The following is a 22647-nucleotide window of genomic DNA, read 5'->3' as shown; positions in this document are numbered from 1 at the left end:
TGGCTAATTCTATTAAATAATTTAACTATTTTTTAATGTTGATATTTTCATAACTTAATTAAAGATAATTTCTAAATCAATGTAAATTCAGTATTATTTTTTAAATAAAAAAACATTCACTGCCTAAAACACATAGGTATTGGCATGTCAATTTTGAAATCCATGAAACTCATAATTTTTAAAGGTATCGACTATTAAAAAATATTCTTTTATTGTTGATAATGATGCTTGATAAAAGCAGCGTATTTATACAATGAGTTAAATTATCAATATTGATAGATAAATTAAGGATAGGATAATTAATATGAAAACATTAAGGACTGGCTTGTTGACTTTAGGATTGTTAGCAACACACACTGCTTTTACACAAGATTTAGCCCTCCCTCCACCAGTCAAATGTGATACCTGCGCTAGCCAAATCATTCAAGGTGAGCGTTGGAATTATGTTTTATCGACGAAACCAAAATTCTCAGTTTTAGCCGATGTTTATGATATCGATGGCTTTGATAACACGGCAGCAACCGTAAAAACAATACATAATCAAGGCAATAAAGCCATTTGTTATCTCAGTGCCGGAACCTGGGAAGATTGGCGTCCAGATGCTAAACAATTTCCTGCCTCGGTCAAAGGAAAGTCTAATGGCTGGCCAGGCGAAAAATGGCTTGATATTCGGCAAACATCCATTCTCTTGCCCATTATGCAAGCGCGTATTAATACCTGTAAACAAAAGGGTTTTGATGCAGTCGAATTTGACAACGTTGATGGCTATACAAACAAGACTGGTTTTCCTTTAAAAAGTGCAGACCAAGCTTTTTATAATGCCTCGTTAGCCAACATGGCGCATCAAGCTGGCCTTGCTGTTGGCTTAAAAAATGACATTGACCAAGCAGCACAATTAGTCAATTATTTTGATTTTGCCATCAATGAACAATGTTTTGAATATAATGAATGTAATACATTAACCCCTTTCATTAATGCAAATAAAGCCGTCCTTAATGTTGAATATAATTTAAATACAAGTAGGTTTTGTTCTAAAGCCAATAATATGCGATTTAGTTCCATCAAAAAAGACATGGAATTGACAGAAAAAGTCACCTTCTGTAATTAGAATAATAATTTACGCATGTTAGCCACTGCCAATTATTGCCAGTGGCTCTTTTTTAATAATATTACATACCTACTTGTATTTCTTCACGTTCTTCTTCTACGGCCAATGTATTTTGCGCATGAATTGTTTGTACTTTTGATTTAAACTTTTCTAAATAGGATTGGAGCGTTTTATCATAATTATCCTCACCGTGTTGAACACGCGATTTAAACTCGCTAATTCCCTTATTAATAAGTTCAATCAACCCATCATAGTTACTCACATCGCTTTGGTAACTCTGATAGGCTTGATGTAAATCATTGATATATTCTTCGCGTTGACTTTGCTCACTTTTAAAACCAAAACAGCCTAAAACACCTGCGGCTATCGATCCAATAAAATCTTTAAACCAAAAAGCTTGGTGCCTTTGTTTTAGATAAAGATCAAATTTACCTAAAATATTATCAGTTCCAAAATATCTATAATTGGTTTTATTACAGGCTTGCTCGCGAACATAGGATAATTCATCTGCTTTTTGTGGTACTTGCAATAAAGAAAATTGTCTTTCATACAGAGCATTGAAATTGGGAGAAGTAGTACCAATCGCTTCATATGCTCTAAACAAAGCACTCTCTTTAAAAGCTACAATGTCCTGCTGCAATTGTCTTTTATCGCGCGCATAAAAACTATATTTATCATGCGAGTACTGACGGCATTTTGCATATAACGTTTCATAACCTGCCTTGACTTCAGCTAATATAAATTCTTGCAATTTACTTTTATAATCAGCAATTTTTTGCTCAGATTCTCTAATAGTATTTGTATTTTCACTGTCTATAGAAAGGCCCTCTTGAACTATAGATCGAGATTTCCAAAGCTTTAATTTCTCTTGCAAGATACATTGTTCAAAAGCTACGAGACTCTCATAAAAACTTGTTCTATTGGGTTGTTTATAAAATTGCTTTTTAGAATCTAGAGGAGGAAGTTGGCAATAATGATTTATTAAATTTTCATAACCTAATTCAACTTCGTGAGTTAGCTGTTTTAGATATATTATAGGTTGGCGTTGTGCATCACCTGCCCACCCACTTCTTAACTCATTTAAGTCGTGTTGAGCCTTTTCCATTTCAATAATTACAGGATTAAAAATTGGAGCAAATACCGTATTTTTTGCTAAATTTTTAGCCTGAGCAATAGGTGTTTTGCTAGCTTTATTCAATTGCTGCAAATCATGTCCTAGTTGAATGCGTTCAGTAAGTTGATTGTGTTCAGCATCAGATAAGTTTTCACTCCTGGCAATTAATTTGCTGTAATCAGATGAAATAGTTTCAAGCTCGTTAAGCAAAGGAATAACTTCTTCTACTTGTTTAAATTTTTGGCTTTCTCTTTCTATAATCCGTTTCTTATTTTGAACAGCAATTTTATCTGTATCAGTACAAGTAGTTTGCATGAGCTCTCTTACTGCCCCTAAATCCCCTGCTACTTTAACTGGGAAATTTGCCCTTTCTTCATTAGACATTAGGGATAACTGTTTTGCTTGCTCAGTTAAAGTAGAAACCACAGTTTCAGCCCCAGTTAGCAACTGCAGCTGGTAACTTGTTTTGGCCTGTTGCACCGCTGTCATTAACGTATTAGCCTGTTCAAATTTTGCTTTTACAGACGAATACTTAAGAGTTACTTTCTCTTTTAACGCGACATCTTCTAAACGCGCTTTAATCTCATCAATTTTACTAAACAGTTCTTGCCTAGCTTTACTATTGTCAGCTTTTAGCGTGGCTAGTTGCTCTTGGACAGAAGATAATTCTAATTGAATAGAAGTAAAACTTTGTAATGCTGAAATAATTTTCTTTAATTGCCCCTTTTTTTCCTGTAATTCTAATTTTTGCTTGTTATGGGCTGTAAATTGCTTCTCTACCTCTTGCATGAATGCTTGTAAATCTTCTGGTACCTCAGTAAATTCTTCCGTTACTTCCTTAAGAAATAAATTCCAATTCCTCTCGCGAGCAGCAGATTGATTATTAATATTTTGCTCTAAATTGTTACAACTTAAATCACGATAATGACTGCTTTGAGCTAACATAGACTCCGTATTAATTGCCCCTAGCGCTTGTTTAGCTTTCGCTAGATCGGTTTTATCATCTTGAAGCTCATAGGAGTGAGTTATCGCATTGAGGTCTTTTTCTACTTTATCTAGAATGCCTATATATTTAGTCTTAAGTTCCACTAAATTATTTTTTAGCATAGCCTGTAAGTGGCTTATCTCTGCTAACTCCCTAGAAAGCTTAGCCTTAGCCGCCTTTTGAGTAAACGATAATCTATCATCATTCAATTTAGTAACTGTCTTAGTTTCTATCTGTTCTAAGTTTTCTAAATTTTCTAGTGCTTTTAATTTATTAACTAACTGGTAACGTTGTTGCAGGGTGTATAAACCATCTTCTACTTGAGCATTAGGAGATGCGGCAGAAATAGGTACCCCAGCAAGCTGGTCTTTTAATTCTTCTGAAATCTGATTTAATTGACTATCAATTAAATCAGCTAAATAGTCCCAATCTTCATCAGATTCGGCTGGTGAAAGAACCGTGGTGCGGTACTTAAATTGCTCCTTGAGCCAGCCCCAACTGCTATCTTCAGTCGCTCTTGCTCGGGAATAATACTCATCAAGCCAGTTATTAAACGCTTCAAAACCATCATTACGCTCTAAATAAATCTTTAATTTATCTTTAGGAATTTTATCAGTTGGGATGTATATTCTATCTTGATTCTTAAGTACTTGCTGGTATTGCTTTAGCTCTTGTTGCGCTTCGAGAAGAAATACTCTGCGCTCTATTTGTGCAGCTAGGGTGGTTAGTGCATGATATTTTTTCTGGCCTTCTGTAGCACGCAAATCTAATCGTTCTAGTGCATAGGTGTATTTATCGCTACCTTCAGTTTCATCAGGTAATCCAAGTACTTCTAGGGCATTTGAGTATTTGTCATGAGACCCATCTTTTAATAGTCCTAGCGCTTCTAATGCAGCAGTATATTTGTCATTGGCTGTATCAGCTACACTCACCTGAGCGTTGGCTAGGATTTTTGCAAAGCGTGCGCTCACATAGCTATCAAGCTTTTGCATACTCGTATAATAACGCTCCATATAGTTTGATTTTGCATGTCTAGCCTTGGATTCATTTTGTTGGGCTACTTGTAATTCTTGAAATGCAGATTTAATACCTTCTGCACATTCATTAGTTAATAGATCTCTTTTTTTTGTTTGTAAGTTAATAAGGGCTGTATTTATTTCCGCTAATATTTCGGTTATCTGCTTTTCTAAACCTGCCCGAGCCTCGGATTCTAGGTTAGTTTCTTGCCTATTTTTTAACGTAACTCTTGCTTTTCTAAGCTCCCTTGCCTCATTGCGTAATAATTCGATTTGTCCATTACATTCTTCGGCACTTTTTGGATTATCGCTGAATAGTCGTGGGGCATTTTCTTGAGCTGCAAGGCTATTGTCTCTGCCTTCATCAAGCTGTTCTAATGCTTCTTTAAGTGTCGCAATTCTGTTAAGTAATTCATTAATCATAGCTTCTGAATTCCTAGCTTGGGTTGCTTAAAAATTTAATTGTTGAGTGTAACGCTTATTCCTTAAGGAAACCTTAAGATTTTATCACAGTGTTTATTTTGAGATCAAACTTAACTGAATTGTAACAAAATCAACAAGATGCCAAGAATTTAACTAATTGAAGCTATTTAGAACATCATTATTTTTAAGAAAACCTTTAAATAAATTAATCTCATTATTTGATTGCTAAATTTGCTACTTCATATATTGTTTAGGATTTAAATCGTATAGTTTATAGGTAAATGGATATGCCTAAGCGCACTAACCTAAAAAATGGTCAACTTACTGCCGAAAAAACACAAGCGCTGTATAATTTTTTTCAACATCAATCGCAACTTGGAATTAAATACTGGTCAAGAGATAAAACCTATATTTTTAATGGCACAACCTACAGGTTTACCAATGATATTTATCAGCGCGAAGGTAAAAATGGCCTTCATCGCTATGAAGTAGTCAGTAATAAAGAATTAGGAAATGGCAGCTTTGGTACCGTCAAATTAATAAAAAATACCGTAACCTTTGCTAACGAAAATGCTTACTTTAAAAAAGTAAGTAAAAAAGATGGCAGTCGACGTGTTGTTAAGATTCAGAATTATAATTTAGCTGATTCGGATAAATTCTTAGAAAAAGAATATCAAGCCTCTAGAAAGGCATCTCATCTAGCTATCAAACAACCTGTTATTATTGCGGATGAACAAATTAGTTTGATAAGAATGAAACGGCTACCCGGAAGGGAGCTCTTTTCTATTCTTCATGACGCAAACCGTAAAAAACGAATCTTAACAATCCCTGAATTAGTCGAGCTAAGTAGCGCGTTATTAAAAGCATTAAAGGAACAAGTGATTGATAAAGGGATAATTCACCGCGATATTAAACCAGGCAACATTCTTGTTGATTTAGGGCCACCTATTGTTGTTAATATTATTGATTATGGCCTTAGCATTAATGAATCTGATAAGCCTATAGAATGGGCGGGGATGCCTGCCTATGTCGCACCAGAAACACTTATAACACCTGAACTAACAAGCTTTAAAAGTGATATTTATTCTATGGGCCGGGTACTGGCATTTGTTTGGGGTGGTTATAACGAAACCTATACGCGCATGTTTAGCTATCTAGAACAAGGTGAGCCAGGCATGCTGCGAACCTTATTCACTAACCTAGACAAATTAGGCAAAGAGGATAAAGCCTTCGTTTATGCTGCTATTTATGACATGGTTCAAATGAACCCAGATAACCGCTCTGATATTGATAGAGCTATTATGGCTTTTAGACGAGTTGAGGAGCAATTTAATCCTGAATTTCATGCAAAATTATTTCATAATTATCATAGTAACCTATTAAAAAAAATTAGCTTTTTTAAGCAAACGCAAATAAAAGGTAGCGAGGGATTAGCGGAAATATTGGCACATGCCAAAGAAAAAAATAATAGAAGCAGAGAGGTTTGTGTGAAATTAAATTGGCTAAACCAGGATGGAACGCTAGCAGATAATGCGCCCTATCAGATAAGTGAAGCTTATCCCAAACACAGTAAAACCTATAGTTTACGCAATTAAATTATTAAATAAAAATCAGCCTTTTTTAAAGCGTTCTTGCGTGAATAGAATAAGTGATCAAAACGACCTTGTAGCCTGGGTGAAACAAAGTGAAACCCAGGTTTAGACCCTATGGGCTTGCACCTAGGCTACGTTTTAATTATCCACGCAACAATGCCTTGCGAGCTTTGACAAACGTACCTGACTGGATTGCTTCACCTTTACTGTAACGTTTTGCAACGACTTAATTTCCTAGCTTAGCTTTCTACAACGACATCTTATTTAAAGATAAAATTACAAAGCTATCATACTAACCGCTAGAATGAATATAATTAAAGCACCAACCATACTAAAGATTGCTGATAATCGCTTAGGTGCTCTTTTTGCGATTGCCATACCGACCATTGTAGATATAAACGCCCAACCGCCAATAGAAATTAAATAAGGTAATAATGGTTTATTAGCCACACCAAGGCTCACGCCAACAGCAAGTGCATCGATGCTTGTTGCAATAGAAACGATTAGAATTTTCACAAAACTATGGAATTTGACTAACTGTTTATTATGGTTACCATGTTTAAATTCCATAATCCCTTCATAAAACATACGCACTGCAACCCCAAACAGCAATAAACATGCAATCCATTGACCAATTGATCCCAATTGCATAATTACCTTTTCCCCAAGCAGCATTCCTAAAAAAGTTGCTATTAATTCTGCCCCACCCGATGAAGTAGCAAATTTTAAAGAGTCACTTAATTTATGAGGACGAAATCCCATGGCTAGCGCCGCTGAAAACGAATCAACACTTAACACTAGCCCCCAGATTATTGGCTCAATTATGTTCATTTATTTCCATTACCTAAATTATATTTTTTGATAAAAAGTTTCTCCCCTTAATTTTAGGAATATCCTTTAAGTCTGACTTGTAGTATTAAATGCGTTTTACTTCATTTTGACATTTTTGATTAGGTGTATTATTTTGCTCACCGTTTTAGCAAATATAATCTTTAGATTGTCTAAACCACTAATTAGAAATAATTCTACTTAAAGAAAATTCTAGAACAAGAAAAACCGAATTTATTTTTCTAAGACTTTATAAATAGCTATTTCAAACTAATCAAGTGAGGATTATGAGCAATCAACTTAATTACTTTTATGATGAAAATCAGGTGCGCTTTAATTTACTATCAACACGTGGTAAAGAAAGCATCAACTGGTTATTTTTTCCAGGTGGGCCAGGCGTTGACTCTTCTTATCTTTTTGACTTAGTTAATCTACTTAATCTTCCGGGAAATGTATGGTTAATTGATTTACCTGGTAATGGTAGTCATGGAGTTAATTATGAAAACTTTGATAAATGGTTAGATATATTCTTACCTACCGTGCAAAAGTTCGCTAATCCAGTGCTTGTCGGTCACTCTTTTGGTGGCATGTTACCCTTGTTATACCCTGAATTAGAAACGATCCTTGCCGGGTTAGTTATTTTAAATTCTGCACCAGGCCTATGGTTAGAAGCCGCTGTCAAAAAAGCAAATGAGCTTAATCTTCCTGATTTATCTTTAGAAATGCAAACTTTTACCGAAAATCCCACGCAAGAAACATTTAATCAAGCCCTGGCAGCTTGTATGCCTTATTATTTTCCCAAAGAATCTTTAGTAATTGGGCAAGAAAAATTATTAAATGTACCTATTAATTTTATGTCTGCTGTCTGGTGGCAAAGAAAAGCATTTGCAACAAATTTTAACGCCAAATGGATTCCAAACAGTGTACCTACACTTATTGTTAGCGCCGAATTTGACGCGATTTGTCCGGCAGCTTTATTTATGGAAGATAAACGCTTTGAACGTTTAAATATTTCTAAACATTACATTGAAAAAGCTGGACATCTGCCTTGGTTAGAAAAACCTAATGAAATTAATCATTTATTTGAGAATTTTTTAGCAAATTTACATCTTAGTCAGTTATAAACTATAGAAAGAGCATCAGAAACTGGTATTGTTGCGGGGATAAATTAAAACGTAGATACTGTCTTTAATAGCAAGCAAAGTTTCGTTAAAAGGTTTTTTGTTTTTTAAGACAGCATCTACTTGCTTTATCTACCCTAGTCCGAAATACCGTGGCTTGACTACGGTATCCATACCCATCAGTGCCGTTTCACTGGATACCGCAGACACGCCGCGGTAATTCGGTTGTGATTTATTTCATACTAAATAAACGTAGACTGGGTGCAGGCCCATAGAGCCTAAACTTAGGTTTCACTGTGTTTCACCCAGGCTACTTGCTACTTGCTACTTGCTAGGTCTCACAATATGAATAACGCCGAATCTTGTCATTCCCGTCTAGACGGGAATCTAGCCTGGTAATGGCATAATGCTAATATCAGGCATGGATCTCCGCCTACGCGAAGATGACAGTAAACCTAGATACTATCCTTAGAAATAACTAGCTTTTTAATGAAAGTTTAGCTTGATTTTAAAGACAGTATACAAGGTCGTTTTGATCAATTTTTCTATCCACGCAATAATGCCTCAATAACTATTAACTTAAGAGTACTGCTCTAACAGTAATTATTTGTTTTTTAAACGATTTACACGTTTTTAATTTCAAAACACTTAAAAATAACTGCTATAGCAGTAAAATTCTTATATTTTAGTCATAAAATAAAGCTATAATCCTTTTATTCTATTAGTTTTACTGCTATAACAGTAATATCCCTTTAATTTATAGCAAAATATGACTCCTATAGAGATTGCAAAGATAGTTCATTATTACCGTAAGCAGAGCGGATTATCACAACAGGCATTGGCAAGATTAGCTGGTGTAGGTAAAACTGTCATATTTGATATTGAAAAAGGTAAAGAAACAGTGCAGTTAAATACCTTGTTAAAAGTGTTAGATGTTTTAAATATTCAACTGAAATTTGAAACACCTTTTGCCCAGCCAATGGATAATAATTTATGAACAAAGCTTGCGTATCAGTTAATGGTGTTGAAGCTGGGATATTGGAAAAATTAAATGATGGAAAATACAAATTTGCCTACCATCCTGATTATCAAGGCGCACCTGTTTCTCTCACAATGCCTTTAGCAAACAAGGTTTATGAATATGAGGTATTTCCTCCATTTTTTGAAGGATTGCTACCTGAAGGTGTCATGCTTGAGGCGCTATTGCGTAAATATAAAATCGATAAAAATAACTATTTTGAGCAATTAATAAAAGTTGGTCAAGATGTGGTGGGTGCTGTAACTATTGAGAAGTTAGAATGAAACGTTGCCCTATTACTTACGAAATCATCAATCACCAAGAAAACTATTCCAAGCGTGGACTACAACTTCTTTCCTCGCAATTAAACAATCTAAGCCCATTGGATTTAAGTGCCGATGAACAGCGCCAAGAAGCGCTAGAGCGTGTAGGAAAAATGTCTATTCAGGGCGTACAAAAAAAATTAAGTGCACAATTAAAAATTAAAGCCGGATGTTTTGCAATCGTTGATCAAAAAGGCCATTACATTTTAAAACCTCAAAGTGATATCTACCCAGAATTACCAGAAAATGAAGCTATCACGATGTCTTTGGCGAAAGCTATTGGTCTTCAAGTACCTATTCATGGATTAGTTTATTCTAAAGACAACAGTATGACGTATTTTATTAAACGCTTTGACCGCATTGGACGTAATAAAAAGTTAGCTCTAGAAGATTTTGCCCAATTGTTAGGTGAAGATCGCTATACAAAATATAATAGCTCAATGGAAAAAATAATATTGGTTATAGAAAAATTTTGTACATTTCCAAAAATTGAATTCGTTAAATTATTTAAACTAACATTATTTAATTTTCTTGTCGGCAATGAAGACATGCATTTAAAAAATTTTTCTCTTATTACAAAGAATAATCAAATTTCTTTATCGCCAGCCTATGATTTACTCAATTCAACGATTGCTCAAAAAAATGCTAAAGAAGAACTTGCTTTACCTATGAGAGGCAGAAAAAACAATTTAACAAAAGGTGATTTTTTTGACTATTTTGCCACTGAACGCTTAAGATTAAATGCTAAAATTATTGAGGATACCGTACAAGAATTCCAGCAAGCCTTGCCTAAATGGCAAGAATTGATTGGTATTAGCTTTTTATCGCAAGAAATGCGAGAAAAATACCTTTATTTGTTAGAATCAAGATGCAAACGATTAGGTTTTTTAATTTGAATTAATCAAATTAATTTCACGCATCGACTTTAGCCGCCCACGTTTTGTTTTCAATGATTTACTTGCTAAAGCATACATCAATCTTTTGTTTTCACTATTATAATGGAGTAATATGATTATCGTTTCTATGAATTTGCAAGGCTTAAAATTGACTCCATCAGGACTTACGAAAAACTTCAAGGTCTAGGCAAACTTCTTAACGAAGCGATTGAGGTTTTTCGTAAGTCCTGTCCCTTAAGGACATTTACAGGAGTATTCACTCATGTTCAGGAAGAACTTATTAAAGATAGCTTTCGCTAATTACGTGTATAAACTTATTACCCCAGTTGGACTTAAGCTCAATATGAGTTTATTGCTAACGTTTTTCCTTATTCAGAGTAGCAACGCGTTTGAGCCGCTTGTTTACATGCGGCCAAACGAAACGCCGATGTTTACCGAACTTTATCAACGTTATGGATTACTTAATCCTCCAGCTCTCCATGTTTTCGACAGCGCAATCTACCTTGGGCAGCCGGGTGAAAAAGGTCCTTTAGTCATCCCTTCCAGTGAAGTTTTTTTTAATGAAGTGGATAAAACGCTTCGCGCCTACCATGAACGCATCGGTAACCAAGAACTGTTTCTTGATCCTAAAGAAACGAAGCCTATCTTTTGCCCCTCCAACGGTTCACTGCAAATGATTTTTGGTTTAGTCTATGCCATTGCTATGACAGAACCTGAAAAGCAATTCCTTTTTGTTGAAAAGATCCCTTTTTATTCATTCCATGAGCATGCCATTTCCTATCGACCCTATCCCAACGCACGGTTTCAAGGTTTTAACTCTCCTAGCGAAATTAAGCTAAACCCAGGCGAAACATTAGTCGAGTTTGTTACCTCCCCTAACAATCCTGATGGGACATTTCGCCAACCCTATACGCAAGCAAATATCATCATCGCTGATTTCGTCTTTGCTTCACCTTCCTATGGCAGTGATGGTACAGGCTACATAAAAGACAACATTGCTTGGCTTTCTAAGGCACGCAATGAAGGCAAACATGTCTTTGCATTTAACTCTGTCTCTAAGGCCCTTGGAAAACCAGGATATCGACTTGGCTATACTTGGTTTCCTATGAGTGACGCCTACGCTAACAGTATTTTTCACAATTTTTTCTCTTATATCTGGCGCCTAACCGTTGGAGGGAGTACACCAGGTACGGCTGAGGCTCTAAATCTCGTCTCTGCTCTACTCGCGCTTCCTGATGCAGGACAAGCATTACGTACTGATGCGTTTAAAACAATTGTGAAACGACATGATCTTGTTAAAACTGAGCTCCTTAAGCGTTATCCTGGAACAGAAGTCACCAGTATTCCCGGCAGCCCCACGCTTTTTGCCAAACTCCACAGCTCTGATATTCCAAAAATGACGGGCGAAGACATTTTATATAAAGATATTAATGTTGCGGTTGATAATGGTAATACCATGGGCGCTACAGATGATTTTATACGCATTAATTTATGTGGCTACAGTGGTGATCTCGCTGAATTTCTAAATCGCCTTGCTAAGTCTCAAAAATATCAGGAAAATGAGCTTTTAGTCTCGTCAGCAAATCATTGCACGCACACGACAATTCACGGTCGAGACATTCCACATTATGTTGTTAATCCTAACGATTGCAATATTGATATTGATGCTCGAGATGCCGATGTTAAAATAACCTTGCCCAAATTTATTAACTTTCAACGCAGTAATCTAATTTCGATTAGAAAAATAGATGATTCTAATCATGTTATTACCGTGCAGGCAGATAAATTGACAACAACAATTAAAAACAAAGATGAACAACTACAAGTTCAGTGGAAACAGCCCTTTTTCTTAAATGGTCAATGGCAAACTGTACGCCCATAAATTGATAGTGTCCTGATGTATAGGACACTTAGCTAAAGGATTAAAATCTTTGCGGTAAAAATGTTTGTAACAGGCGACATTAATCCAGCCTGTTACTGGCAATGTTTATATGAAATCAAATAGCTTTAATTGCTAGATTTCGCTTACCATAATTTAGTATGGTGCGTCCATTTTAAAGTAGAGTGCATTTATTATTTTTATTGCTAGAAGTATGTCCCTTTTTTGATTCAACATTAGAATCTTTATCTTGATAATTTGAGTTGAAGAGCCCGTGACCAGAAGGAATAAATTTTTCTGGAATTACAACATCATTGTGAACAATAACACCTTTGGAACACGATTTATAATCATGTTGATGATTATCATATAATTCAAATACTGTCCTTTTTATACCAATGAGCTCAGGATTAATTATTTTAATCTGCTCCTCATTAAGATGAATTTTGGTTTTTTTGCTATTTCTTTCATAGGCAGGATATTGGAATAAAACAACTTCACTACTATCTGCATTGGCATAAATACCCGTATATCCATCAACATTAATTCGTTTAACCTTACAATTTAATTCTCTGGCTAAATTCATTGCTAAATAGGGGCCTTTGCGCATGTTAATGGCAGGATTTGACTTTTGAAAAACATAGACAATTTCAACATTATTTTTTATAGAATTAACAAAATTCTGAAATGATTTATTACAATCCATTTTGAGAGCATGATATATAGCATATTCACCGTTTTTAAGCCGGGCTAATACGGCTTGGCATGGTCCAAAACCATCTGAAATTAACACTTTACCAATTTTCGATTCTGCAGTACCTACAAAATCATCAAGACTAATTTCACCCTCTAGTCCATTGCAGAATAAAAATCTCTCCCTTACCTGCTTGGTATTTAAATTTTCTTCGCTTTTGCTCAACATTATAAAAACCTCTATTAATAGGCTTTCGACTATTAATTTTATATTTTATAAACCCTTATTTTATCATTTTATTATTAGGGCATCCTTAAGTTGATCTCGCTCAGAAAATGAAATTTTGCCCAGAACTTTTAGGCAGCCTGTCATCAAGGGTACCCCCTATATAGGATCTTTAAAACGAAAGTTGATCAATTAACTCTGCTCGAATATGTTGCAGTATTGTACAGAATTGTTTTACAATCGAAAAATGTATCTAATCGATGTTAGGTCTTCATCCCTAATGGTTTTGATTAGTTACATGATTGTATGTGTTTTTTGAGGCCAAATTGGAAGGCTCTTTAACTGATAATCTGCAAGGACCAATCGTTTGTTAATTAGCCTGATAATTCCCTCAATTCATCAAATTAACAAACTCAAGGAAGTATAACATGAAATTTAGCAAACTCAGTTTTTCAGTTATGTTTGCAGTAACTTTAGCAGCAAAAGGTTATAGCAATAACATTGCTTATCAAGCGACATTAGATCAAGACCAAATTAGTGATTCTACCCCGCCTCCGGTAACGCAACGCTTACTTTTATCTGGGCAGAATAATAATGAGTCTTGGGATAATTTACAGGCTATGTTAGGTGATGGACAAACACCAGATGGTGGCTCTATTTACTATCAATCTAGACCAAATAAACCATGCGAAACCTCCGGTGATTTATTAAGCAGCGCTAAAGAAAATTTTTCATTCTTAGTCAATAAAGCAAACCAATCTGAGAAAGATATCTATATTCAATTGGCAATCAGTGTAAAAGACAATCCACCCAACAGCACACGTTGTCCTAATGGTGCAAAACAAGGTGAATGCACTACGCTAGAAGCATCTGTTGCAGCTGTGCATGACATTGCAGATGGCAAGAGCGATAAGCTGTATGCAAATTTAATTAAATACATTAATAATAATCCAAAACCAGTTTATCTATTACGTCTAGACTATGAAGTCAGCTCAAACTTTTTTTGCGATCCAAACACGGATCCTAAAGTTGGCTGCGAGGTCTATAAAAGAATGTTTAAACATTTACGTAATTTAATAAACAATGGCACTAGAAATAGCGGTGCAAGAATTCATTACGTTTATCACCCAGTCCGAGGTGAATACCAAGCATTATACCCCGGCAATGACGTCGTCGACTGGATAGGCTTGAGTGTGTTTGAGCATGATCTGTGTCTCCCACACTTTAATGGCGCTAACTATAGCTACAATGGCTTCCCGGCAAACAACTATGTTCCTAATTCAACGTGTAATATAGGTGATCAACGCCTTACTGTTGATGGCAACATCTTAGGGGCTGTGGCTTTCGCAGATGCAATGGGTAAACCAGTTATCCTTTCTGAATCAGCAATTACCAATTATGTGGACAGATCTGCAAATCATCCTAATGATGGCAGCGACTTTGTTTGGCAAAATGCCTATAAACAAGCCTCTACAAATTGGGTAAATAGATTGTTTGGTTTAATTAGCTATAACGGCGTTGTGCCCATAAACTGTAACCCAGCTAACCCAAATCGCTCGCCAGCTTGTAAGTCAGATAAGGACAATCCAACCATTGACTTATCTTCTACAATAAAAGCAGTGGTTTATATTAACAGCGATTTCCGCTATGGTTTTGATGGGGCACAAAGCTCTTCACCAAACTGTAAATTATCAACACAAACTGGAAACAGTATACCTGGATGTGTGCCATTTAATACCGGTTGGTTTAATGACGCAAGGCTATACAATGACAGTAACGCGTATGAGGCTGGAAGTTTTGTTTCTTTAAATGGCCCGGCAAAAGATGCTTTCTGTGCAGGCTTAGATAGCGCTAATTTTACCGTCAATTGTGGTTCAATTTGTAATAGCTAACGCGTAATCTAGTTAGTAGGGCTTGGTTTAAGGTCTCCCTTAACCTAGCCCAATTTCTCGAGACACTTCCTCATACGCGTTTAGTTAACAGCTAAAATGTATCAGCTAATTCTTTACCAATTTCTATCAGTTTATCTATTTCCGGTTCAGTGAATTGGCGCTCTTTTACGCACCCTACTGATATGGTTCCAACCACCTCTTCTTTATCAAAAACAGGCACACACATCATGCCTTGTATGCCTGCTGTGCGGGCGATGGGAATCACATAATCGGTTCTGTCTGTAACCAAATCGCCAATGACTGTTGGTTTTTTTTCTTGTGCTGTGGTGCCTGCTATGCCTTTGCCTAAAGGTATTTTCCTAACACCCTCAATGATATTTTCTGGAATACCGTGCGTGTAAGCTACAAGATGTAATTGATTATCTTTTTTATCTAATTTGTGAATTGTGCCTACATCAGCAGAAAAGCGAGAAACAATAGTTGCTAAAACAGTATTAAATGAATTTTCCATGACGTAAAGCTCCTAGCCATAATGGGTTTTAGTTTAATTCATTTGGAAACATGCCAGGCACAATCGTAAACATATAAACGTCGTGATTCCAAATTTGCCCAGGTCCCTTACCCCCATAACATTGAAAATCAAATCCTGAAAAAATATACATTTTTCCATCATAGGTGGCAGTGCCTGCACGTTTAAGCCGTGGTAATGCGCATCCTGTCACCCCCAATTTAGACCATTCATGTTGTTTAGTATCAAAACGCCACATTTCATCGGTCGCACTTTGCGGGAAAGGCGTGCCACATTCTTTAATAGAACCAACACCTTGTAAATCCCCACCTTGAATATACATGTTGTCACCGATGATTGAGGCTACTGTTGCTGTTCGAGGTGGCATAATATTATTTTTACTAGGCGTAATATTGCGCCATTGCTCTGTCTTTAAATCAAATTCCCAGGTTTCATTCACCAAATCATCCTCACCCCTTTCACTCACAGCATACATAACTAACTTGCCTCTGATGGGCTCCCAGTAGCCTTGTCCTTTATGGACAGCAGGCGGGGAATGAGGGCTCTGATTTGCTATGATTTCAGTCCATGAGTTTGTTTTTAAATCAAATACCCACAGATCATTAAATTTATGATTCAAGCCATTCACACCACCAAACAAATATAATTTGTCCTCATAAAACCATGTTTTAGAATTGGTACGTGCTGAGGGGCCTTCTGTGGTTGCATGAATGGATTTCCAGCTATTTTTATCTACGGAATACAGCCATAAATCATTAAACAAAATTAAATTTGAGAAATCTTTTTCATAAGAGGTACCACCGTAAAGCAATATCTTTTTTTCATTTTGCAATGCGACAGCTGACGCATAACCACGCGGTTGTGGTAATTCACCTGTAGGCGAAAGCGCCTCCCAAGTATAAGTTTTAGTGTCAAAGCGATAAAGATCATTGTAGAACGTATTAACGCCTGTACTAAAATCATCTTTTAGGCCACCAAACACATAAATAAAACCATCTAAGGCTACAGCAGCAGGCGAGTCACGTTCTGAGGGTTCAAAGCCTTTGGTAGACAGTTTTTTTAAAATGGGCGTGGGTAGGACAGCAGCCCCTTGCTGAAAAGGAGATTTTACATCATTGAGGTTATTATTTTCTCCCTTAGCAACTTCAGATTCTAATTGCGGCGCTAAATTCCTGCCAATTTCTATAAGGTCATTTACATCTTGTTCTAAAAATTGATGTTCTGAAAAACACCCAATTCCTATCGTTCCTACGACATCTTGACCATAAAAAATAGGTGTTGAAATCATTCCCTTAATACCCATAGTCTTAGCAAGGGGTCTTGCACATTCTGGCGCATCATCTCCGGTTAAATTATTGGCAACGATAGCTTTTTTAGTTTTAGCAGTTTCCCCAGCAATTCCCTTTCCTATAGGTATTTTGCTCATGATTGGAATCATATAATCAGGGAAACCATCAGTGCGGACTACGAGGTGTAGGTTGTTATCCTCGGGATTTAGATGATAAATCATTCCAACATCGCCTGAGAATTTAGTAAGTATATCAGCTAATCTTTCATCCCATGAGGTCAACATAAACCCTCCAATACTATCTAAGTGACAAGATTAATAGGGTTCTTTAATCCTATAAATAAAGGGTAGCACAGATTTAAAGCGAGAATTAAAGTAATAGTTAACCTAACCGAGTCGTACAGACTTGTTTCTAGTTAATTAAAATTTGTTCTTTGTAAAGTTAATTTTGCTTGTTCTTGGGCAATGTTTTAACTTTTACCCGTACACATTGTCCCTTTTTCATCTGTTTTATTAGTACCAGCAAATTATAATAGTTTTTTATTATCAATAGCATAACTATAAAATTAGTCATCATTTGCTTTGCAAAAAGTAAAATAGAAATTTTAAAGAAGACTATAATAGTCAATATTAGATTAAGATGCATGCTTGCTATGTAAACTGATTGCTTATCTTTTCCATAATTTTCAGAACTATTTCAAAGGCTTAGGATGTTAAGTAAATAGGACAAACATGGACAAGTCACTGCCTAACATGTCGACTATGGCTACGCAGAAATGGGGGGTTCTTACTGCTATGTCAATTAGCTTTGGCATGACATTGATTGATCAATCCGGTATTGCGCTCGCGCTAACAAAAATTCAGCAAACATTTAATATTTCATCCATGTTATTGCAATGGGTTACCAATGGTTATTACTTAACTCTTGCTGTATTTTTAGTGATTGGTGGCAGATTAGGCGATTTATTTGCACATTATCGCGTTTTTTTAATTGGGCTATGGGTGTTTCTAATTGCTTCTCTCATTTGCGCGCTCGCTATGAATATTGCCTGGTTAATTAGTGGCCGCCTATTGCAGGGCTTGGGCGCTGCGTTAATTTTGCCGAACACCGCAGTTATTATTCTTAATGTTTTTCCTGAAAATGAAAGAGGAAAAGCCATGGGAATCTATATGGGGAGTGCTTTATTATTTACACCAGTAGCCTTTATTTTAGGAGGCGTATTTACTCAATATGTAAGCTGGCGTTTACTATTTTACCTTAATTTACCGCTTTTTATTATTTGCTTATGGATTTTAAAGCGCGTGATGAAATCGTTTAATGAGCAACCGCAAAAAAAGAAATTGGATTGGCAAGGATTAATCACTTTTTCTTTATCCATCTCCTTGCTTATTTTTGCTGTGATGGAAAGTAGCACGTTGTCATTGCCTACCACCCTAACTCTCTTTTTCCTCTCCTGTTTCCTGTTTTTGGCTTTCTATTACCTACAGCAATATCAACATGAACCTCTCATTCGTTTTCATATTTTTAGATATAAATTGTTACGCCTTGCACTCGTCCTATTTTTCTGCACCTCATTCTCAATGATACGCTATATCTTTGATGCTATTTTCTTTGAACAGGTTCTTGGCTTTAATGCAGCAATGGCAGGCCTGCTATTTTTACCCCATGTTCTTTGCTTAATTATCGCAGCCCCTCTATCAGGCAAAGTGTTCGATCAATATGGCTATCGTCCATCCATTTTGGGTGGTTTATTATTTGCTGTATTTGGACTTATCTTACAGGCTATTTTTGCGCCGTATCAAAATTACATTTATTTATTACCCGGAATCATTTGCTTTAATTTTGCAATTCCCTTTATTCTTTCTTCTATCAACACCGCGGTTTTATCAGCGGTTGAGCTACATGAGCGCGGAATCATTTCTGGCATCATGAATGCCACACGACAAATCACAAGCAGCTTAAGTTTAGCGATTTTAACTTCTATTATTGTGGTTAGTAATCGTTATTTTCTGCAGGTCTTTTTAAGAGAAAATACTGCTAGCTATCCTTCGCTTTCCCTATCACAATTTGAACACGTACTGATTAATAAGGGTGCCCATTTGCCTACATTTAATTTAGGCACACAGCAAATCAATTTTCTTGTAAAGGAGAGCAAAATAGCTTTTACGCAAGCTTACAGTATATCCATTTGGACATGTGCGGTATTTGTGGCGATTGCTCTGTTATTTACGTTAAATTTATTGAAAAATGAGCCAAAGCTTGGTAACAAATTGAAGCCGTTAAAAGAGGCTTGATTAATGGAGAGAGGCAGTAATGGATTTATATTTTCGCTACCTTAAATGGATTTTGACTAGCTTATTATTATCATTAATGAGCATGACAGGGCTGTGGGCCGAAGAGGCAGCAATCAATGCAACGACCGCGAGCTCTGGATGGCAAAACAACGAATTAAAAGCGGCAAGCAAACGCGGGGAGAAAATATATCAGGCAAAATGTATTGCTTGCCACAAGTCAGATGGTGCCGGCATGCCACCTATTTTTCCTCCTTTAAAAGGCAATAAATTTGGAACAAACGTCGTCTCAGATCATATTCATATTGTTTTAAATGGAAGACCTGGGACTGCCATGCGTGATTTTAAAGACGATTGCAGTGACGAAGACATTGCTGATGTAATTACTTATGAGCTGAATGCATGGGGCAATAACACCGGCACCCTAGTAATAGCCAGTGAAGTACAAGCTGCACGTAAATAATTGTAATAAAATTATCTGTAATGGAGGACATTATGACTAGATGTCAGGTATGGAAAAAAAGCAAGCAATTTATTTGCAGCTTAACCTTTTTATTAATAATTATTACGGCCAATTTATTATGGGCAGATACAAGTGATGGGACAGTCTCTCAATTAACCACGTCTGGGCCAGTCCCATCAGCAAGAAGCGCCGTTGGTACCGCCGCATTAGGCGATGACATTTATTTTTTTGGTGGACTTAAAGAATTCTTTGCTACCAGAGAAAACACTTTTTTTAATGATCTCTATCGATTTAATACCAAAAAAAACACATGGGAAAAACTCTCGCCCACAGGCACCCCGCCCTCTCCCCGAGGCCATGTGGCAGCAATTGCCGATAAAAAAACAGGCATCATTTATATATTTGGCGGCAGTCACTTTGGCAAAAATTACCAAGACATGACCATGTACAATGATTTGTGGGCTTATTCCATCTCTAACAACAGCTGGCGCAAAATTGAACCGTCCACTCCAGAAGTACCGCCTGAGCGAGCTCATCCCTTCATTCATCTTATTGACAATCGTCTTTATATTTTGGCGGGCTACACACCTAACTGGGGGATTGTTAATGACATGTGGATTTTCGATTTAGCAACTTCGGCCTGGCGTAAATTAACGCCTAAAAACCCAGCCCCTCTAACTAACCAAACACCGTTAGGGGGAGATGTAGATAAAGAGCATTTCATTTTTTTTGATGGTAGGCAAACGTGGGAATTTAATTTAAAGACCACCGAATGGAAAGACATCACACCTGCTAAACCAAACAATATTTCTGCAGGCTATGTCGATTCTCAAGTCGCTTTTTTAGGCCCCTATATGTATCTACAAGGCGGTGATAAAATGGGCGGCAAGCAAATCACAGGATGCAATGTCCCTTACCCACAAAGTGAAAGTAATGATTTATGGCGATTTGATCTCAGGCAACACATATGGAAACAATTAACGCCTGCAGGCGTTACTCTACCTAAAATTAAGTGGGGAAGTGGGGTCGCTGTTAACAACAAAATCTACTACTTTTTTGGCTATGATTTTAGCTGTCCGCCTGATGGCAAAGGCACGGGCCAACAAACTTTTAATCAGAATGTGTATGTATTTACTCCTTAAGCCTTAAGGTGTATTTACATCTAAATTTCTATATTTTAAAAGGAGCAACTGTATGGCTTTATTAAAACGCAGTCCACTGAAAAGCATGTCTTACTACAACAAAATGATACTTCATTTTATAGTTGCTTCTTTAATACTGGCTAGTTTTAATACGCATGCAATCACCGTAACCAAGCTAGCAACGTCTGGCCAACATCCTACAGCGCGTGATGCCGCTGCAATCACTACACTAGGTGAGGATATCTATTTGTTTGGCGGTGTAAAGGATGATTTTGCCAGCAAAGTTAATCATTTTTATAATGATCTGTATCGATTTAATGTAAAAACCAACACCTGGGAAAAACTTTCTCCAGCAGGCGACACACCGTCACCACGTGGCTATGCTACTGCTGTGGCTGATGAGAAATCAGGTACTCTCTACGTATTTGGCGGCGCCTATTACTGCAAAAATTTTGCCAATATGACCATGTATAATGATCTCTTCGCTTATTCAGTTAAGAAAAATAACTGGACGCGCTTACACCCGCTTAACTCTCCCCCACCACGTGCACAGCCTATGATGTGGTTAATGAATGACAAGCTCTACATTTATGGCGGCGCTAATGCAAAATGGGAAATATTACCTAATATGTGGGAATATAGCCTCACTGCAAATCAATGGCATCAGGTCGTTTTTCAGCAACCTCAAACCAACATACCTGAACCTATACAAGAACCTGTGGGCGGCTTAGTGGCAGGCAATCAAAAATTGTTAACCTATGATGATAAGGGCACCTGGGAATTTGATGTAGAGACCAAGCAATGGGAAAACATTATCCCTAGTCAAACCAATAATCGTTCTTTGCCACAGGTTGCTTATGCCAATGCAGCCATGATTGGCAATTACTTGTATTTACAAGGAGGCGATTTGCAAAGCTCAGGTTCTACAAAATGTGGCAGTCCTTACCCGCAAAATCCCACTAATAGTTTGTGGCGTTTTGATATTAGTAAACGTGCGTGGTCTCAAATAACAAAGGTCAAAGGCGGCCCTTTACCACGCATAAAATGGAGCAGTTCAGTTGCCGTTAAAAATAATATGTATATTTTCTTAGGCTATGATTTCCAATGTAATGATAAAGGCAATGGGCCTGGGCAACTATGGAACATGAGCGATTATGTTTTAAACTTTGCTCATGACTAAGGATGAAACTATGGCTTCTCTTAATACATTACTTGCAAAAATTCTTACCAAATTTTCAGCGGATGTAGGAACAATTCATCAACTTAATGAACAAGAACGGTGTTTGTATTTAGTAGCTTACACCAAAGGATTGCCTGATAATTTAATTGCAGCATCAAAACGTATACCCGTAGAAAAAGAAAGTGTCGTCGGTGTAACCTATCGTCATAAAAAACCTGTTGTAGTGAGTAATTTATCTAGTTCAGATGCGCCCATTATTAAACCTATGGAAAAAGAAGTCGGCGTGGGCGGTATGATATCGGCCCCTATTTTTCATGAACAAAAAGTTATTGGCACTATTGGAATAGGCTGTTTTATTGAGCGCGAATTCACAGAAAAAGAAGCGCAGGAATTGATGCGTGAATGTGAACAATCATTAGCGCTTTTGTTGCTGAATACAAACCCTTAAAAAATCCAATTCTAGGAGAATTTTAAGCTAAGTTAATCTCAAGCTCTATTTGGTATAAATTTATAACAAATAAAAAAACTACCTCTCAGTAAACCGTTTTAACATCCTATTTTTTGCTGTAAATACCAAGCAGGCGCTAATTAAGCACAGGTAAAAAGATCACTAGTTAACTTTGCTTATTCGGCTCTTTC

18 protein-coding genes are annotated in these 22647 nt (G+C 36.6%); 13 read left to right on the top strand and 5 right to left on the bottom strand.

Features of this window, described 5'->3' with window-relative positions:
• Positions 1-304: 304 nt before the first annotated feature.
• Positions 305-1108 (top strand): endo alpha-1,4 polygalactosaminidase, encoded by an 804-nt coding sequence (locus DYE47_RS02595; protein ID WP_115301774.1) that lies wholly within the window; start codon positions 305-307, stop codon positions 1106-1108.
• A 61-nt stretch (positions 1109-1169) separates the two neighbouring features.
• On the opposite strand, the gene DYE47_RS02590 is transcribed toward DYE47_RS02595, so the two are convergent.
• Positions 1170-4646, bottom strand: coding sequence for a hypothetical protein (locus DYE47_RS02590; protein ID WP_115301773.1), 3477 nt, complete (start codon positions 4644-4646; stop codon positions 1170-1172).
• Between the two features lie 287 nt (positions 4647-4933).
• Between DYE47_RS02590 and DYE47_RS02585 the strand changes: the two genes are divergently transcribed.
• The gene (locus tag DYE47_RS02585; protein ID WP_160149829.1) at positions 4934-6241 is read left to right on the top strand and encodes a protein kinase domain-containing protein; all 1308 of its coding nucleotides are present in this window, start codon (positions 4934-4936) and stop codon (positions 6239-6241) included.
• A 273-nt stretch (positions 6242-6514) separates the two neighbouring features.
• On the opposite strand, the gene DYE47_RS02580 is transcribed toward DYE47_RS02585, so the two are convergent.
• A complete protein-coding gene (locus DYE47_RS02580) occupies positions 6515-7069 on the bottom strand; it encodes a manganese efflux pump MntP (protein ID WP_115301771.1) in 555 nt (184 codons plus the stop codon).
• 284 nt (positions 7070-7353) lie between these two features.
• Between DYE47_RS02580 and DYE47_RS02575 the strand changes: the two genes are divergently transcribed.
• From DYE47_RS02575 to DYE47_RS02550, 5 genes are all read left to right on the top strand, one after another.
• Positions 7354-8190: an alpha/beta fold hydrolase gene (locus DYE47_RS02575; protein ID WP_115301770.1), complete on the top strand. Its 837-nt coding sequence runs from the start codon at positions 7354-7356 to the stop codon at positions 8188-8190.
• A 766-nt stretch (positions 8191-8956) separates the two neighbouring features.
• On the top strand, positions 8957-9184 hold the full coding sequence (locus DYE47_RS02565; protein ID WP_115301769.1) for a helix-turn-helix transcriptional regulator: 228 nt from the start codon (positions 8957-8959) through the stop codon (positions 9182-9184).
• Positions 9181-9489, top strand: coding sequence for a HipA N-terminal domain-containing protein (locus DYE47_RS02560; RefSeq protein ID WP_115301768.1), 309 nt, complete (start codon positions 9181-9183; stop codon positions 9487-9489). Before DYE47_RS02565 ends, DYE47_RS02560 begins: the two co-directional genes overlap by 4 nt.
• Positions 9486-10424 (top strand): HipA domain-containing protein, encoded by a 939-nt coding sequence (locus DYE47_RS02555; protein WP_115301767.1) that lies wholly within the window; start codon positions 9486-9488, stop codon positions 10422-10424. Before DYE47_RS02560 ends, DYE47_RS02555 begins: the two co-directional genes overlap by 4 nt.
• Positions 10425-10686: 262 nt before the next feature.
• The gene (locus tag DYE47_RS02550) at positions 10687-12306 is read left to right on the top strand and encodes an aminotransferase class I/II-fold pyridoxal phosphate-dependent enzyme (protein WP_115301766.1); all 1620 of its coding nucleotides are present in this window, start codon (positions 10687-10689) and stop codon (positions 12304-12306) included.
• Positions 12307-12478: 172 nt separating this feature from the next.
• On the opposite strand, the gene DYE47_RS02545 is transcribed toward DYE47_RS02550, so the two are convergent.
• The gene (locus DYE47_RS02545) at positions 12479-13225 is read right to left on the bottom strand and encodes a hypothetical protein (protein ID WP_115301765.1); all 747 of its coding nucleotides are present in this window, start codon (positions 13223-13225) and stop codon (positions 12479-12481) included.
• A 425-nt stretch (positions 13226-13650) separates the two neighbouring features.
• Between DYE47_RS02545 and DYE47_RS02540 the strand changes: the two genes are divergently transcribed.
• A complete protein-coding gene (locus tag DYE47_RS02540) occupies positions 13651-15114 on the top strand; it encodes a glycoside hydrolase family 26 protein (RefSeq protein WP_115301764.1) in 1464 nt (487 codons plus the stop codon).
• A 91-nt stretch (positions 15115-15205) separates the two neighbouring features.
• Here the strand turns inward: DYE47_RS02540 and DYE47_RS02535 are convergent, their stop codons facing one another.
• On the bottom strand, positions 15206-15625 hold the full coding sequence (locus DYE47_RS02535; protein WP_115301763.1) for a GAF domain-containing protein: 420 nt from the start codon (positions 15623-15625) through the stop codon (positions 15206-15208).
• A gap of 28 nt (positions 15626-15653) precedes the next feature.
• Positions 15654-17216, bottom strand: coding sequence for a Kelch repeat-containing protein (locus tag DYE47_RS02530; RefSeq protein WP_115301762.1), 1563 nt, complete (start codon positions 17214-17216; stop codon positions 15654-15656).
• A gap of 447 nt (positions 17217-17663) precedes the next feature.
• Here DYE47_RS02530 and DYE47_RS02520 point away from each other — a divergent pair, with 447 nt between their 5' ends.
• The 5 genes from DYE47_RS02520 to DYE47_RS02500 are packed head-to-tail and all read left to right on the top strand — an operon-like array spanning position 17664 to position 22456.
• On the top strand, positions 17664-19226 hold the full coding sequence (locus tag DYE47_RS02520) for an MFS transporter (protein ID WP_115301760.1): 1563 nt from the start codon (positions 17664-17666) through the stop codon (positions 19224-19226).
• 19 nt (positions 19227-19245) lie between these two features.
• Positions 19246-19686, top strand: coding sequence for a c-type cytochrome (locus DYE47_RS02515; protein WP_115301759.1), 441 nt, complete (start codon positions 19246-19248; stop codon positions 19684-19686).
• 32 nt (positions 19687-19718) lie between these two features.
• Entirely contained in the window at positions 19719-20828 is a 1110-nt protein-coding gene (locus tag DYE47_RS02510) for a Kelch repeat-containing protein (protein ID WP_160149828.1), read from the top strand.
• Between the two features lie 52 nt (positions 20829-20880).
• Positions 20881-22008 (top strand): Kelch repeat-containing protein, encoded by a 1128-nt coding sequence (locus DYE47_RS02505; RefSeq protein ID WP_115301757.1) that lies wholly within the window; start codon positions 20881-20883, stop codon positions 22006-22008.
• Positions 22009-22018: 10 nt separating this feature from the next.
• Positions 22019-22456 (top strand): GAF domain-containing protein, encoded by a 438-nt coding sequence (locus tag DYE47_RS02500; RefSeq protein ID WP_160149827.1) that lies wholly within the window; start codon positions 22019-22021, stop codon positions 22454-22456.
• Positions 22457-22647: the final 191 nt, after the last annotated feature.

Source organism: Legionella beliardensis (assembly GCF_900452395.1).
Lineage (GTDB): Bacteria > Pseudomonadota > Gammaproteobacteria > Legionellales > Legionellaceae > Legionella_C > Legionella_C beliardensis.
This window is presented reverse-complemented; position numbering and strand designations above follow the sequence as displayed.